Here is a 15,658-nt window from a genome sequence, read left to right as displayed (position 1 = left end):
CGATGAACACCCCCTCGCAAATCCACGAGCGTTTGCACAACCGCCGATTCACCGTCGCCAATAACACCCACGGGCTATCCGGCGCGGGTACGGTGTTTCATTACCTTGTCGAGGGCGATGCCATTTCCGGTACCTACCAAGGCGGCCGAATTTGCCTGGGTACGCAGGTCGGCCGCGTCACAGGCCCAGACTCTATCGAGCTGCTGTATCAGTGCCTGACGCTGGAAGGTGAGCTGCTGGCCGGCTGGTCGCGGGGCATCATCGGTGTCGATGCTGCCGGGCGTACCACGCTGAGTTTCGTGTGGGGTTGGTTGTCGGGGGCGACAGGAGGTGGGGAGTCGAACTACGTGGAGCTTGCAGAGTGTGATGGCCACTCCTAAGGCACAAACTCCACCCTCAACCCCCGACTCGCACTGCGTCCCTGATCATCACTGACCCGCAGCCGATACTCCCCCGACTTGCCCGGCCGCCAGTTCAATGTGGCTTGCGGCGGGCCCTGCCCGATCAAGGTTTGATCAGCAAACCAGTACAGCGTCGCCGCATCGCTGGCCGCATTCGCGTTCAGCGGGATGCTTTCCTGGGGGGCGGACAGGCGCAACTGATAACTCACTTGAGTCAGCGGCGAACGGATCTGCGGGGCTTCGCTCTGGTCGCTGATGCGGTTGGGCTGGCAGTTTTTCAGCACGTTGGGTGGCGTGCGGCGGGGCAGGCCGGCGGCGCGGTACAGGCGTTGTATGTCGCTGGGCCAGAATTCGAAGACTTCCTCGCGGGTGTATTGCGCCTCGAACGGCGGGCACGCGGCTTTGCCGGTACGGGTGTCGATCAGTACCGGGCGGTGCAGGTTGGACACGCGAATCGGTGAAACACCGGGGATGTACCAGGTCTTGCGGGTTTGCGGGCACCAGCGGTTGGGCAACTCGCCCGAGGCGGCGCAGACGTCGATGCGCACCAGGCCGGCGGGTGGTTTGTCGGCCTTGATCACGACGTTGGGCAAGGCCAGGGGCAGGGCGTCGGCGATACGGAAGAACAGCGGCGCGGCGGTCTTGGCACCGATAAACGCCGGGTTGGGGCGACCATCGAAGTTGCCCACCCACACCACCAGCACGTAAGGGCCGACCAGGCCCGCGCTCCACGCATCATGGAACCCCCAGGACGTGCCGGTTTTCCAGGCGGTGCGCCAGTGCCGCGCGGGCAGGCCATCCGGTCGCGGGTTGCGGCGCAGCATGTCGCGCACCATGAAGGCCGCCTGCGGGGTGAGGAGTTGCGGGCCGGTGGCCTGGGGCTGCTCCTGCAGATAGCGCAACGGCCGCAGATGGCCGTCGCCCGCCAGCATCACATACAGTCGCGCCAGCTCTTCCGGCGTCATCTCACCGCCACCGAGGGCCAAGGCCAGGCCGTAATGGCTTTCACCGCGCAGGCCCTTGATTCCGGCGCGTTGCAGCAAGCCATACAACGACGGCGACTTCACTTGGCTGGCCAGCCACACCGCCGGGATATTCCGGCTACGGATCAACGCATCCCGTGCGGTCAGAGGCCCGACAAAACTGCCGTCGAAATTTTCCGGCTGGAAGTAGCCGAAGTTACTGGGCAAATCCTTGAGGATACTCATGGGGTGGATCACCCCTTGATCCAGCGCCAGCCCGTAGAGAAACGGCTTGAGGGTCGACCCTGGAGAACGGCGTGACAATACGCCGTTGACCTGGCCGTGGATGCCTGTGGATAAGTAATCCGCCGAGCCCACCAGCGCCTTGACGCTTTGGTCGCGGCTGTCGATCAGGATGGCCGTGGCATTTTCCACACCGGTGCTGCGCCGCTCGGCTATAAAGCCGCTGATCAGGCGTTCGAGCAGTTGCTGCAGGGGCAGGTTGAGGGTGCTGTTGAGTTCGTTGCCGGGCTGGGAGGCCAACAGCTGCTCGCTCAGATGCGGCGCCAGAAACGGGATCTGCTGGCGGTTGCGGGCTTCCAGGGGCAGCTCGAGCAAACTGGCGTTACGCGGGTCTTGTGGATAAGTTTCGCGCCAGTCATTCATCAAGCGCAGTCGCGCATTTTGCAGCGACGGCCCGAAGCGCGCGCGCCGCCCCGGCTGCTGGGGAATCACCGCCAGCGCCAAGGCTTCGGACAACGACAACTGCGCTGCCGCCTTGCCGAAGTAGATGCGACTGGCCGCTTCGGCGCCTTCGATATTGCCGCCCATGGGCGCCAGGTTCAGGTACGCCTCGAGGATGTCGTGCTTGCTGTAGCGCGCTTCCAGCCACAAGGCCAACGCCATCTGCTGCAATTTGCCGGGTACCTGACGGGTGTTGAGATCCCACAGGCGCCGTGCCAGTTGCATGCTCAAGGTCGAGCCGCCCTGGCGTTGGCCGCCGCTGTAGGTGGCCAGGGCCGCGCGCAGCAACGCCGGGGGATTGATCCCCGGGTGCCAATGGAAATTGCGGTCTTCCTTGAGCAGCAAGGCCTCCACCAGTGACGGCGAGATGCGCTCCAGCGGCAGCCATAAGCGGTATTGGCCGTCATCCGCCAGGGTCATGCGCAGCAGCGAACCGTCATCGGCCAGCACCACCCGTGACGACGTAACAGCCTGTTCCAGCGGAGCGTGGGGCCACAGCCGCAGCCCCGCCAGCACCAGCGCCGCTGCCAGCAGCGGCGCCAGGCGTTTAAGGCTTGGTAATTTCAAGCTGGCCTACTTTGCCGCGCCCTTGCAGGGTGGGTTCGTACATGCCTTCGGCGTAGGCCGGTGGCGTATTGAACGTGCCGGCGTTGGTGGCGCGCACGCGATAGACGAAGGTGCCTACGTCGCGCAGTGCCGTGCCGTACAACACCACCCGATCATCACGCACATCCACATAGTCAGGCTGCCAGTTGCTCAGCTCGGTTTCGCCGATGGGCGCTTGCCAGGCATCGGCTTCTTGTTCGCTTTCTTCTACGTATTCGGACGCTTCGCCTTCACTTTCCTCGCTGCTGGCGGCTTCCGGCTCCGGCGGCAAGTTATACACAGGCTCGACGCCACCGGGCAGCAGGTCGACCACCGCCACTTGCTGCACCTGGTCACGGTCGGTGGCCCGCAGGCGCAAGCGCACCAGGAACTCATCGCCCACCGCCACTGTGCTCACCGGCTCGCCTTTGAGGTCGAGGTATTCGTGGATGATCTCCAGCCCGTTGTTGATCGGCTTGAGCTTGGCACCCTTATCGAAACCGGCTTCGCTGAGCATGTAGAACGCCGCCGGGCCGTCGGATTTTTCCATCAGCAGTTTTTGCGTGGCGCCCGGTACCGCCGCGCGGGGTGGCTGGCCGGCCATTTCCAGCAATTGTTGCTGCTTGTCGCCCAGCCAGGCAGTGGCCTTGAGGGTCATATCGCTTTGCGCGCGCTGGCCGTAGTTGTCCAAGGCCCGCAGTAACAGCGCCGCCGACAGCGAGTTGTAGCGCTGTTCGTTGAGGCGCTTGCCGAGTTTATCCAGCAGGGCGGTAGGAACATTGTCCAGCAACTCGGGGAAATGGCGAGCGAGCAGATGCAGGTGCTCGGCATCGTGGACCAGCGGGTCGTAATACAGGCCGTCGCTGTCCCACTTATCCACAAGCGAACGCCAAGGGATCTTGCGGAACAAGGTGTCGGCCTGGCGATCCTGCTTGAGCAGTTTGTAGCTGGCCGCCAAGTAGGCGGCGCCCAAGTCGTTCTGCCAGCTGTCCTTGAAGTAGCTTTCGTAGCGTTCGCGGATATCGCTCAAGGCGCCGCTCACCAGAATCCCCTGACGACTCAACAAGTAACTGGCGTAGGCGCGGTTGCGCAATTCAGACAGGCCTTCGCTCGGGCCGTTGGCCAGGTCCGTCAGATAGCTGTTGGCGCGCACCAGCAGGTCTTCCGGCACCGGTAGCCCGCGTTCCTTGGCTTCGATCAGGAAATCGGTGGCATATAGGCTGGCGTAGGGCGCTACGTCCGGGTTGGCGGCCCACAAACCGAAACCACCTGCCTGGTTCTGGCGCTGGCGCAACATGCGCACCGCGCTGCTGAAGGCCTGTTCTGCCTCGGGTGCGGTACCGCCCCAGATCAACGCCGGCATGGCCTTGGACACCAGTTGCTCGGTGCAGGCATAGCCGTAGTCATCCAGGTAATGCTTGAGGCCGTTGGCCCATACCAGCGGCGAGGCCGCCACACCCAGTTGCACATCGCGCAACTGGCTGAACAGTTCACGGGTGGGCTTGAGCTCTTTGCTGGCGCTGTCGAAACGACCCAGGCTCAGGGCCACGCGATGCTCGCTCAGAGGGCGAATCGAAGTGGTTTCCGCCACCTGGATCCGCTTGCCATCCGGCAACACGGCGACAAAGCGCAAATCCGCCGAACCGAGGGTTTCGCCGACCTTGATCTTGAACTCGGCGGTGCCCTCCTTGCGCGGTTGCAGGGACAAGGTGCTGGCTTTGTCGCCCTGCACCACCAGGCCGGCGCTGGTCTGCACTTCAAACTTCACGTTCGCCGCCGCCTCGAGGTTGCTGAATACCCCGGCGCTGACGTTGAACACATCACCCGGCGCCACGAAAGCCGGCACGTTCGGCGTGATGACAATCGGGCCACGGACCTCGGTATTGGCCTCGCTGACGCCCACGCTGTCGGCGTCCACAGCCACCGCGAACAGGTGCAGCTTGCCGTTGAAGCTGTCCGGCACCTGGTAATGCAGCACGGTTTCACCGGCGGGCAAGTCCACCAGCCCGGACCACCAGGCCACTGGCGGCTGATGTTTACGCTTGAACGGGTTGAGGTGATTAGCCAGGGCGCCTTCCGTATCGCCACCGGGCGCCGCCCCACTGAGCAGGCGGCTGAATTCCGGCAGGATCAGGTCAAGGATCTGACTGGTGCCGACTTCCAGCGCACGTTTCTGGAAGAAGAAACCCAGCGGGTCCGGCGTCTGGTAGCGCGCTACCTGCAAGATGCCTTCGTCCACTGCATACACCACAGCACGGCCGGGGCGGTCGGCGTTGACCTTGATGTCGAGGGTCTGTCCCGGCTCTATTTTCGCCGGGCCCTCGACCTTCAACGCCATGCGCCGCGCATCCAGGTTGATGCTGAACGGCACCACCCCGTAGGACAGCGGGCTCATGTAGACCTCGGACGAGCCGATGTCGCGCACAAACTGCACGTTGACGTAGGCATTGCCCTCAAGCCCCGCAGGCACGCGGATATGTTGCACGCTGTTGGTACTGTCGGCCTTGAACCACTGCTGGGTGTAGACCTTGTCCCGCTCGATGGTGATCAGCCCCGCACCGGTGTAAGGCGCGCGGATGCTGATCGCGATCTCATCGCCGGTGGCGTAGCTGCGTTTATCCAGGCGCAGTTGCAGCTCGGCATTGCGCTCCGGGGAGCGCGAGGTGTTGCCGCGTCCGGCCACGCTGTAGTCGATCTGGTTGAGCAGGTTGCCGTTGGCGTCCTTCACTTGGAGGGTGAAATCGCCAGGGGTGGCGGTGTTCAGGGCCTGCCTGGCGCCGTCCTTGGTCATCACCAGCGGAGAGGCCGGTTGGCTGATGTTCTTGATGCGCGACTCGTACTTGTAGGTGCCGTTGGACTGTTTCACCAGTACCGACACGTAGCGGTGCTCGACCACTTCGCTGGTCAGGCCATCCACCGCCAGCGGGGTGAGGTCTGGCGCGACGGCCAGCCATTGCACCTGGCGCGGGGCGTCCTTGGCGACGTACGACAGCGAGTCCTGACTTTTCACACCCACAAGGTAGGGCGCGGACGACACCAGCAAGGCACTTTGCGCCGCCACGTTACGGCCCCCTTCGGCCTCGAAGACCTGGGTCATCACTTGCAAGCGATAGGTGCTGTTGGCGAAGCGTTGCAGGTTGAGGTCGAGTACGGCCTGGCCGTTGTCGTCGACGGTGGTTTCGGCCAGGTCTTCGGTGCTGGCCTCTTCCAGGGAATCGTTGAGGCGGAAACGGTAGTCGGGGTAACGCTCGAATGCCGCGAGCGTCGGGCTCAGGGACATCTTCGCAGTGACGCGACGGCCGGCCGCCGGGGCGCCGAACAGGTGCATCGCGGTGACCTTGGCCACCACCTGGTCCGGTGGAATCCAGCCCTGTACCGGGGTGTCGTGCAGGCTCAGGCTGACCTTCATGCGGTCCGGTTCGAAATCGCGGACCTTGAAGCTGACACTGCCGAGGTCGGTGCGGGTCTGTTTCTGGCCAATCAACTGCAAGGTCGCGGTGTAGTCACCGGCGGGGGCGACTTCGCTGCTGGGGAAATCAAAGGTTTCAAAACCGCTGGCGGACAGCTTCAGCGGCTGGCGAATCACTTCAAGGCCGCGCGGGTCGGTGATCTGCAGCTCCACGGGCAGGCCTTGCAGGGCACCTTTCCAGTTGCCGCTGCGCACGATCATGCCCAGGTGCGCGGTCTCGCCAGGGCGGTAGAGGCCACGGTCGGTGAACAGGTAGGCGCTGAGGCGATCAATCGCGCCGTCTTCTTCCAAACCGCCTACGTCGAAGCGCGACAAATCCAGCTGCTGGGACTGACGGGCGATCGGCAGGAACGACTGGTCGTTGCCGCGAGTGACCACATACATCAGCGGCGTTTTCTCACGGCGCAGTTCATCCAGCTTGGCGAAATGCACGTGGCCTTCGCCGTCGGTGTGGCCGCTGCTCACGGGCAGACCGTTGCGGCCAATGATGTCGACCTGGGCGTCGGACACCGGCGAACCGTTGCCGATGGATTGCACATACACGTCATGGCTGCCATCGCTGGAGCGCTTGGCGATGATGCCGAGGTCGGTGACCACGATAAAGCGCAGGTCAGAGGTGGTGCTGCGCGAATAGTCGAACGTGCGCTCGGCCGGCTCATCCTGAGGGCTGAGCTTGAGCACGAAAATGCCGCGACGGCCTCCGTTGGCGGTGAGGTAGTGGCTCAGATCGACGTTGTCATAGACGGTTTTCGCCGGGTCCGAGGACGACAGCGCAATATCCAGGGACTGGCGTTCAACCATGCGGTCGAAGTACTCGTTGCCGAAATTGGGCCGGGCAAAGCTGCCGCTGCTCTGGTCCACCAGGTGCTGCAATTGGTTGGGCAGCAAGCGCGCGATTTCCACATGGGCGCCAGGTACACCACGGGCCATGAAACCCAGGCGTTTTTCGCCATTGAGGCTGAGCAACGCGCCGTCGGAGAGGAACTGCAAGGTGCGCGGATAAGCCGGCATGCTGATCAGCGAGGCCGTAGGGTTTTTCGCCAGGTAGCCACCGATGGCTTCCAGGTTGGCGGGCACGCGCACATACAGCGCACGGCCGGCCGGGGCCTTGAACTTGAAGGCATGCAGGGTATTCAGTGGTTCGACGCTGGGCACGTGGGTCAGCGTGACCTTGGTACTGCGGGCCAGCAGGGCGTCGTCGATGTCGTTGCTGTTATAGGGACGGGTGTCGTCCTGGGCCTTTTCCGGCAACAGCCAGGCCTGGACCTTACCGGCAATGGTCTCATCGGCCACGGCACTGGAGCTGCTGAACATCAACACCGGCTCAGGCTCGCCGCGTTCGTTATCCACAAAGCTCACTTCGGCGCCGGTAAAGGTCAGGCGATAGCGGCCGGGCACGGTGACTTCCGCCACCAGCGGCGCGGTGCTGGCGTTGCCGCCGTCGCGGGCCTTGATGCCTTCATCCAGCTTGGCGCTGACCGGCGTGCTTTCCAGCGGTGTGGCCAGGGCGGCGGAGCGCACGTAGGCGTTCAGCCTGGTCTCGTCGAAGCTGATGTCCGGGCGGTTGGGCAACTGGGCGTCGCGGTAGGCCAGGCCTTTGCCGAGGGTGACCGAAACGCGCTTGCGCAGGCTGTCTTCATCGACCGGGTGGGAAAAATGGAAGGTCGCCACCAGTTGTTTCATCGTCGGGTTCGACGGGTCTTGATACAACTCGTTGTGTGTCAGGGTGGCGCGGAACGGCTGGGTGGAGAACTGGCTGCTGTACTGACTGAGCAGTACGCCATCGGCCAGCAAACCTTTCCTGGCCAGATCAAGGGTGTAACCCGCTTCGATAGGCCAGTCTTTCTCCGGCACGAACAGCAGCGTGCGGTCATCGGACCAACGCCAGCTCCCGGCCACATTGGGTTTGAGGGTGATGCCTTCGGTGACCGGCTTGCCAATGGCGGCCAGCGGGGCCACCGATTCGGCAAAACGCACTTGCAAGTTATCCACAACCGGCGGTTGCTGGGTGTAGTCCGTCAGGTTGGGTTTGTGCAGCGAATAGCCCACGGTATGGGGCTGCGGCAGGTTGGAGTACCAGTGCCAGCCGTAGAAGCCAGCGGCCGCCAGCAGCACCAGGCCCAATACGCCGGCACCGGCCTGGCGCGGATAAGCGCGGGCTTTGTTACCCAGGTTCGCCAGGCCACGGCCGATGGCGCGCAGCCACAGCGGCGGATGCCATTGGCCGAAAACGGCCCCCACCACAGTCAGAAACACACCGACAACACGACGGCTGATGGCTTTGAGCGAATCGAACATGGTGAGCATCCCTGGCTAAGTGCGGCGTATCTTACACGCGTCTTTGATACAAAAGATGACACCGATACGCCGCACGGCGGGGATGTTTACCGAGTCAGCTGCGCACGAATGCCAACAGCAGCGCGTAATCATTGGCGTCGGCAGCGCGAAGCGCCTGGATGTAGCGTTGGCGAACTTCGTTCACGATCACCAGGTTACCGCGCCCCCAGGAGAAGGGAGCAAGACCACATTGCCTCAGCAGGCAATCGGTCATGAGGCGAGCATGTCTACCGTTGCCATTGGGGAAAGCGTGTAGCCACACAAGTCGATGATGAAAGCGCACGGCAATCTCTTCTGGCGGGAATATGTTGTGCTCCAGCCAGTAAGCCACGTTGTCGAGCAATTGACGCAAGTTGACGGCAATCTGTGTCCAGTCACAGCCAATGTTTTTATCTGATTTTCGGAAAGTACCGGCCCACTTCCAAGTGTCGTCGAACATTTTCACGTGGAGTTCGCGGCAGAAATGATCATTCAGCACATCCAGCTTTTTTTGCCGAGCTACCCAACGCGAGGCTTTGAGGATGTTTTGCGCCTCCCATTCATCCAATTCGCCTTGGGTGGCGATGTGTCTCGGTTTCAGCCCAGCGACTTCGTCCGGATCGAGCGGGGTTTGACCTGGTTTAAGTTCCAGTTCTATTGCCATAGGCGTGTCCATGGACCGTCGAGCAATTCTTTGCGACGTTCATCAATCTGACGTTCGATGAAGGCATCAGAAGGACGTTGATCTTCGAGGCTCATGGAATGTGCGACGCCTAGGATTTCTTGCTTGGCCATGAGTTCAGCTCGGTCTCGGATGACTTCATGCAGGGGCTTTTTGGGGACCAGGCCGTACACGAGTTCACAGTCCAGTGCTGCTGCTAGCTTTCTCAGCTGTGCAAGCGATATCCGATCTTCAGCTTCGGAACGCTCGGACTTGGTCAACGTCACTGAAGACACGCCCGCCATTTCGGCCTGGGCTCTTAATGAGCGACCCAACGATTCTCTGATAGACCGCAACCATCCGCCTGGCGGAACGGGTGCGCCTTTAACGGTGTTAAAGGTTTCAATAGCGCGTTCTACTTGAGAAAGGCGCAGCTTGTAGAGGTTGGAAGTACCCATGGTGAAAGACCTTTGTAAGCCTATAGGCTATCAATATTGAAATAAATATTAGCCTATAGGCATACAGTAAGCACAAAAAATAAGCCTATAAGCTAACAAAATACAGGATTCTGTTTGCCTATAGGCTTACAAAGCAATTCCATTTGTTAGCTTTCAGAAGTTCAGGTCCACCAGTAGCGCACGAGGTGGAAGAAAATCGGCGCCGCAAAACACACCGAATCCAGCCGATCCAGCATCCCGCCGTGGCCTTCGATCATATGCCCCCAATCCTTCACCCCCCGGTCGCGCTTGATCGCCGACATGACGATGCCGCCAGCGAAGCCGAGCAGGTTGATCAGCAAGGCGATCAGGAACGACTGCCACGGGTTGAACGGCGTGGTCCACCACAGCGCCGCACCGATCAGGGATGACAGCAAAATCCCGCCGACAAAGCCTTCCACTGTTTTGGATGGCGACAGGTTGGGCGCGATCTTGTGTTTGCCGAACAGCTTGCCGCACACGTACTGCAGCACGTCCGAGAGTTGCACCACGATCACCAGGTAGGCGATCAGCAGCAGGTTGCGGCCTTCGTAGCCGGGGATGTCGAGGGTCAGCAGGGCGGGCACGAACGACACGCAGAACACTGCGATCATCAGCCCCCATTGCACTTTGGAGGCGCGTTCGAGGAAGTGCGTGGTGTCGCCGCCCAGGGAGGCGAGGATCGGCAGCAGCAGGAACACGTACACCGGGATAAAGATCGAGAACAACCCGTACCAGTCCGAGTAGATCAGCAGGTATTGCAACGGCAATGCCAGGTAGAACGCGGCCACCAGGGCCGGGTAGTCGCTGCGCCGGGTCGGCGTGAGGGTGAGGAATTCGCGCAGGGCGTAGAACGACACCGCGTAGAACAGCAGGATCACCGCACCGGTACCGAGCCAGAAGGCGATACCGATGACCACCACCATCACCCACCAAGCGTTGATGCGGGCGTTGAGGTTGTCGATCACGGCATTGGGGGTGCCACGGGTGCGCAGTTTGAGGATCAGGCCGATCAGCGAGGCGAGCACCAGTATCGCGCCGATGCCGCCGAATAACATCAGGGTTTGGCTATCCATCTCAGGAATGCTCCGGGGCGAGGGCGAGCAGGGCGTCGCGGGTTCGGGCAAGGAACGCGGCTTTGTCTTCGCCTTCTTCCAATTGCAAGGGAGCGCCGAAGCTGGTGGTGCACAGCAAAGGCAACGGCAGCACGCGGCCCTTGGGCATGACCCGGTTGAGGTTGGCGATCCACACCGGGATCAATTCGGCCTGTGGGTAACTTTTGGCCAGATGGTAGATGCCGCTTTTGAACGGCAGCAAGCCGTCCTCCAGGTTGCGCGTGCCCTCGGGAAAGATGATCAGCGAGTCGCCGCCTTCCAGCGCCGCGAGCATGGGCTGCAGGGGGTTATCCACAGGGTCCTTGCGCTCGCGGTCGATCAGCACGCCATTGAACACGCGGTTGATGATGTAGCGTCGCAGGGCGCTTTTATTCCAGTAATCGCTGCCGGCCACCGGGCGCGTGAATTTGCGCAGGTTCTGCGGCAGCGAGGCCCACAGCAGTACGAAGTCGCCGTGGCTGCTGTGGTTGGCGAAATAGATACGTTGCACCGGCACTGGCGCGCAACCCAGCCACAGGCTGCGGGCGCCGGTGACGGTGCGGGCCATGGAGGTAATCAGCGTGGCGACCACGGGTTCGAACATGGGGATTCCTTATGCGGCGAAAGGCAGCCAGGGGCTGGCGAGGATCACGGCGAGGGTCAGCAGCGCTTGCGCGCCCAGCAGCCAGGCTTGTTTGCGCAGCAATTTGAGGGCGCCGCGACGGCGCTCGTCCCAGGGCCGGTCGGCCCGCTTGGGCGATTGCAGGCCAAGGGTTTGCAGGGCTTGATCGAGGTCCGCCGTGCGCTCTATGTCGCGGGCCAGCAGGGCGAACAGGTCGGCATCAAAGGCCACCCGCAGCGCCCAGTACTTTTGCAGCAGCCCCAGGATAATCATCCACAGGCTGAGCAGCAGGCAGATGCTTGAAACACTCGCCATCAGCAACTGGGCCAGGCCGAATAACACCCCGGCCACGGTCAGGCCTGTGGATAACTGATCCAGTGAACGGCCACGGCGCAGCAGGCTGGCGACCACCTGGAGTTCCATATCAGCGGGCATGGGGCAAACCCTCCAATGCTTGACGATGAGCAGGATGCAGGACCACATGGGCCCGCGCTGTACGAATAATAGCCAGCGCCTGGTCCACCGTGGCAGCGCGCCCACTGTGCAGCAGCCAGGCGGCGACGGCGGTGGCACTGCGCGAATAGCCGAGGGCGCAGCACACCAGCACCGGGCCGCTTGCACGCAGGCGCTCGATGGCCTCGGCGGCTTGCTGGCAGTCGGCGGGTGTCGGGGCGATCAGGTCCAGCACCGGGATGCTTTGATACGCGCGGCCCTGTGGATTAATCGGCAATTCGGCACAGAGGTCGACGATGGCGCTGAATGAATTCTGCTCTTTCGCACTGGGAATCCGACCAAGCCACACGTTATCCACAATCAGGTCCGGCTGTGGATGTTTGCGTGTCCACAGGCGCGAATTTATCCACGCACCGGCCAGGTAGGGGGCATACAGCCAGCGCGCCGCGGGTGTGAGCCGGCCATCGCTGCGTTTCTGAAAGCCCGACGCGCCGAGCACCAGGTAATTCGCCTTGATCAAGCCCAGGGACACCGCCGGCCAGAGCAGCCATAACCAGCCGCCGCCCAGGGAAAACGCCAGAATCGCCAGTGCCAAGGCTCCCAGGCCGTAGCGCAGGCCCACGCGCCAGCGCTTCGAATCCCGGGTCAGCCGTGCATTCAGCAAGGGGCTGGGGTGTTCCACCGGCCACAGCCACACGCATATCCAGCCGGCGAGGGCGCCTGTGGGTAAGTCGATAAAGTGATGTTGATAAGTGGTCAGCACCGAAATACCGATCAAGGCGAACCAGCCATGCACCAGCCAGCGCCATAACCCTTGGGTGTGGCGCTGATACATGACCCACAGGATCACCAGCAGCGCGATATGCAGCGAGGGCGCCTGGTTGAACGGTTTGTCGAAACCCGCCAGCACGGCAAACAGCCAGCCGAACACACCATCCAGCTCCGGCCGCTCGAAGGTGAAGCGCAGCGGCCAGATCAGGAAGCAACTCACGGCGATGACCTGCGCGCTCAGCAGGCGCAGCGCGTGTTGCTTCAGCTCATGGCGGCTGTTGGGCAGCAGCAGGGAGAAACCGTAAAGCAGGTCGATGGACCAATAGGGCACGATGGTCCAGGCCCAGAACGGCATATGGGTTTCCCAGCCGAACACCAGGGTGCCGACATCGCTGCGCTGGCTGGTGACCCAGGTGGCGAAGCCGTAGGTGCTGAAAAACAGCGGCGCCAACAGCAGCAGCCACAGCACCGCTGGTTTCAATAGACCGGGTTCGCGCATGGTCAGATCTTCTGGGCCAGGGACACGGTAAAGATGCCCCACTCATCCACACGTTGGGTGATCTTGCGAAAGCCCGCGGCTTCTACCAGTTGGTCCATTTCCGCCTGGCTGCGACGGCGCATCACCCAGGCCTGGCCCTGGCGATGGCTGGTCAGTGCGCGGGCGATCAGTTCCAGTTGCGGGTGCCATGGCTGGCCGGTGTAGACCAGGTAACCGCCGGGCTCCACGGCTTCGGCCAGGCCGGCCAACGAACCGCCGACCATGGCGTTATCGGCAAACAATTCATACAGCCCGGACACCACCGCCAGCGTCGGCTTGGGTTGCAGTGCCGCCAAATCCAAGCGGTCAAACGCATCGCCTTTGACGAACTGCGCGACGTCTCCCAGGCCCTTCTCACGAATCAGCGCGCCACCGTCGCGCACGTTGATGTCGCTGTAGTCGCGCAGCAGGATCGATTCCGGCAGCGGCGACACGCCCTGCAAGGCTTCAAGAATGTAGCGCCCGTGGCCGGCGGCGATGTCGACGATGCGCACTTCGCGCTGTTCATCCCTCAGCTTGGCCATGGCCAGGCGCAGCAGTTCCTCGACGTTCAGCTTGCGCTGGCGAATACCGCGCCAGCCGATGGAGTTGAGGTAGTTGGTGTCGATCATGCGGCCCAGCCTGCCTTTGCCGGTGGGCGTGTTGCGGTACACGTAGTCCAGGGTGCTGCCGGAGTCGAAGCCGGTGTCGAAGCCCAGCTTGACGCCGTCCGACAGGTTCTTGCCCAGGCCCATGCTGGCGCGGGTCAGGCGCCAGTACAGGTCGCGCAGGGAATTGCGCGGCAAGGGCGCAGCGAGGGATTCGGATTCGGCGCAGGTGGCACCCAGTTTGTCGGCGTCCAGCAGGGACGCACGGTCCAGCGGGTGTGCGAAGTTCTGCAGGATAAAGCGCCTGGCGCTGCTCACGGCCACCGCGCGGTCACGCTCGCCGAGGGTGTCGTGGAAAAAACCGGGGAGGATATGCAGTTCTTTTTTCAGGCTGCCAAGGCGGTCGAAAAATTGCTGCTGGGGTTTGCGGTGCACCACAAAATCGGCGCCCGAGACCAGCAGTTGGGTCGGCACCTGGATCGCCTGGGCATCGGCGACAACCCGGTCGGCGGCTTCGTACAGGCCCAGCAGCACGTTCACCGAGATGGCCTTGGTGATCAACGGGTCGCTGTCGTAGGACGCCACGCGCTCCGGGTCATGGCTGAGGAACTTGGCCTTGACGTAGCTGTTTACGAAGAAGTTGCCGCGAAACCTGCGCATGAGCGCCAGGCCCGGCCGGGCAAAGGGCACGTACAGCTTGACCTTGAACGCCGGGGACGCCAGCACCAGGGCGCGGATTTTCGGCGCGTAGTCATGCACCCAGGTGGCTGCGATCACCGCGCCGACACTTTGGGCAATCACGGCACAGTCTTCTTCCTCGATGCCATAGGTGGCGCCGATATGGTCGCGGAAGGTCTGCACATCACGGGCGCTGGTGGCGAAGCTCGGGCTGTCGCCGCGTTCGCCGGGCGATTGGCCGTGACCGCGGGAGTCCCAGGCGAAGAAGTCGAACTGCGGCAAGTCCAGTTCATCCACCAGGTGCGCGATACGCCCCGAGTGCTCATGGCCGCGATGGAACAGCAGGATCGCCTTGCGCGGCTCGCCGTCCGCCGGCGCGCTGGCCGGCCAATGACGGTAGAAAAGCTCGACGCCGTCATGGGTACTGAAGGTGTGCTCTTGCTGTTCGCGCATTGCAAAATCCTTATGCAGAAGGGGAGATAGGTTGTTCTTCTTTCAAGCCCTGGCGCACCCGGTTGACCAGGGTGTAGGCGAGCAGGGCGGCGACCAGCCACATCACCGTGTCGATCCAACCGGCGCCGAGCCAGCCCAGCGCCACACCAGTGGCCAGCACGCCGAGGACAAACGCGCGGTCACTCTTGCCCATCGGCCCGTCATAGCGCCGTGACGCGCCGACCATTGGCCCCAGCACCCCGGCGTATTCGCTGAACACCGCCAGCAGCGCTACCAGCAGCACCGGCACCAGGCTCACGCCGGGGATCAGCGCGAAGGGCAGGATCAGCGCACTGTCGGCAATCACGTCGCACAATTCATTGAGGTAGGCACCCAGGCGCGACTGCTGGCCGAACTCCCGGGCGAGCATGCCGTCGATGGCGTTGAGGGCCATGCGCAGGATCATCCACAGCGGGATCAGCGCAAACAGCCACAGGTGTTGGGCGAAGCTGGCGATCAACAGGCCGACCAGCAGAGAAATAACCCCGGCCAGCACGGTGATCTGGTTGGCCGTGGTGCCATTGTCATAGAGGCGCTGCACGAGTGGGCGCAGCAGGTTCTGAAACCGCGGTTTGAGCTGATAGATCGAAATCATGGGGGTGACGCTTCCTTGTCCGAGAGCCCGCGAAAAACTGTCTGGAGTGTGCCGATTATTCATGGCCTATACCAGTGATGGCGCGTGTTTATGGGGGTTTAGTCACGATCTGGAAAGCACTGAGGGACAAATGTGGGAGGGGGCTTGCCCCGATGGCGGTCTACCTGTTGATGCATATGCCGGCTGACTCACAGCCATCGGGAACAAGCCCCCT

At 62.5% G+C, this 15,658-nt stretch carries 11 protein-coding genes; 1 reads left to right on the top strand and 10 read right to left on the bottom strand.

Annotated elements, in window-relative coordinates:
- Window positions 1-2: 2 nt before the first annotated feature.
- Window positions 3-380 (top strand): hypothetical protein, encoded by a 378-nt coding sequence (locus BFP99_RS00270; RefSeq protein ID WP_065946443.1) that lies wholly within the window; start codon window positions 3-5, stop codon window positions 378-380.
- Here the strand turns inward: BFP99_RS00270 and pbpC are convergent.
- The 10 genes from pbpC to BFP99_RS00220 all read right to left on the bottom strand — a co-directional run bounded on the left by pbpC (window position 377) and on the right by BFP99_RS00220 (window position 15,444).
- Complete coding sequence (pbpC, locus tag BFP99_RS00265) at window positions 377-2,674, bottom strand: penicillin-binding protein 1C (RefSeq protein WP_065946442.1); 2,298 nt, start codon at window positions 2,672-2,674, stop codon at window positions 377-379. The genes BFP99_RS00270 and pbpC overlap by 4 nt on opposite strands.
- Window positions 2,655-8,459, bottom strand: coding sequence for an alpha-2-macroglobulin (locus tag BFP99_RS00260; protein WP_065946478.1), 5,805 nt, complete (start codon window positions 8,457-8,459; stop codon window positions 2,655-2,657). The genes pbpC and BFP99_RS00260 overlap by 20 nt, the downstream gene beginning before the upstream one ends.
- 94 nt (window positions 8,460-8,553) lie before the next feature.
- Complete coding sequence (locus BFP99_RS00255) at window positions 8,554-9,141, bottom strand: mobile mystery protein B (RefSeq protein ID WP_065926796.1); 588 nt, start codon at window positions 9,139-9,141, stop codon at window positions 8,554-8,556.
- Complete coding sequence (locus BFP99_RS00250; protein WP_065946441.1) at window positions 9,132-9,596, bottom strand: helix-turn-helix domain-containing protein; 465 nt, start codon at window positions 9,594-9,596, stop codon at window positions 9,132-9,134. Before BFP99_RS00250 ends, BFP99_RS00255 begins: the two co-directional genes overlap by 10 nt.
- Before the next feature lie 161 nt (window positions 9,597-9,757).
- Window positions 9,758-10,690, bottom strand: a complete 933-nt coding sequence (locus BFP99_RS00245; protein WP_032885177.1) for a phosphatidate cytidylyltransferase — start codon at window positions 10,688-10,690, stop codon at window positions 9,758-9,760.
- A gap of 1 nt (window position 10,691) precedes the next feature.
- Window positions 10,692-11,312: a lysophospholipid acyltransferase family protein gene (locus BFP99_RS00240; RefSeq protein WP_027608186.1), complete on the bottom strand. Its 621-nt coding sequence runs from the start codon at window positions 11,310-11,312 to the stop codon at window positions 10,692-10,694.
- A 9-nt stretch (window positions 11,313-11,321) separates the two neighbouring features.
- Window positions 11,322-11,765, bottom strand: coding sequence for a hypothetical protein (locus tag BFP99_RS00235; RefSeq protein WP_065926794.1), 444 nt, complete (start codon window positions 11,763-11,765; stop codon window positions 11,322-11,324).
- Window positions 11,755-13,053, bottom strand: coding sequence for a phosphatase PAP2/dual specificity phosphatase family protein (locus BFP99_RS00230; RefSeq protein WP_065926793.1), 1,299 nt, complete (start codon window positions 13,051-13,053; stop codon window positions 11,755-11,757). Before BFP99_RS00230 ends, BFP99_RS00235 begins: the two co-directional genes overlap by 11 nt.
- Window positions 13,054-13,055: 2 nt before the next feature.
- Entirely contained in the window at window positions 13,056-14,810 is a 1,755-nt protein-coding gene (locus BFP99_RS00225) for a bifunctional alpha/beta hydrolase/class I SAM-dependent methyltransferase (protein ID WP_065946440.1), read from the bottom strand.
- 10 nt (window positions 14,811-14,820) lie between these two features.
- Window positions 14,821-15,444 carry a CDP-alcohol phosphatidyltransferase family protein gene (locus tag BFP99_RS00220; protein WP_065926791.1) on the bottom strand — a complete coding sequence of 208 codons (624 nt, stop codon included), beginning with the start codon at window positions 15,442-15,444 and terminating at the stop codon, window positions 14,821-14,823.
- Window positions 15,445-15,658 lie beyond the last annotated feature (214 nt).

This window comes from Pseudomonas sp. 1 R 17 (assembly GCF_900067035.1).
GTDB lineage: Bacteria > Pseudomonadota > Gammaproteobacteria > Pseudomonadales > Pseudomonadaceae > Aquipseudomonas > Aquipseudomonas marginalis.
Note: the sequence above shows the minus strand (reverse complement) of the source record. Positions and strands in the feature narration are given on the sequence as shown.